The sequence below is a fragment of the Vibrio sp. 2134-1 genome (assembly GCF_033339495.1).
In genome coordinates, this window is record NZ_JAWOUS010000604.1 from 1 (window position 1) to 621 (window position 621).

The window sequence follows — 621 nt, forward strand, 5'->3', positions numbered from 1 at the left end:
CAAGTTGGAGTGAATGCGCCAGGAACCGCGAATAACACCACTTTCTTGTTCGCGAACAGTTCGGTCACATCGTGGTTGACCATGCCATCGGCAGTCAGTTCACTTACGGTTGCAGAAGGTAGTGCTTGGCCTTGTTGAATCATGATTTTCTTCCTTTATTAAGTGCTTTGTTGAGCTTTTTCAGTCTAGCGCTTAAGTCCCGTTTTAACCACAGAGGGTTTGTAAGGGTATACCGCATTACATCGATGAATGTTGTGCAACATATTGTTCGACTTGATGACGATATTGAGCCTTCAACTCGTTGTCGATGAAGCTTGCATCGATAGCGTTGAGCGTGAATTTCGCCAGTTCTTCTTTGCTCATTGGATGTGCTTGATTCACTGCAAGGAAGTTATCGGTCATGTAGCCACCAAAGTAAACGGGGTCATCAGAGTTAATGGTTACCGCCACGCCTTTACGCAGAAGCTCTACGATGTTGTGCTGTCCCATTTCATCAAACACGCAAAGTTTGATGTTAGACAGCGGGCAAACAGTCAGTGGCATTTTGGTTTCAATCAGAGACTGCGCTAGAGCTTCATCTTCTACGCAGCGATCGCCGTGATCAACGCGGCTCACTTCTAA

Annotated in this window: 1 protein-coding gene and 1 pseudogene; both read right to left on the reverse strand. The window is 46.2% G+C overall.

Features of this window, described 5'->3' with window-relative positions; genetic code table 11:
• Nucleotides 1-143: redoxin family protein (locus tag R7R78_RS27480; protein ID WP_225474777.1), on the reverse strand; the 143-nt coding region annotated here is incomplete at its 3' end.
• A 94-nt stretch (nucleotides 144-237) separates the two neighbouring features.
• Nucleotides 238-621 (reverse strand): annotated as a pseudogene (locus tag R7R78_RS27485) (adenosine deaminase); the annotation flags it as partial.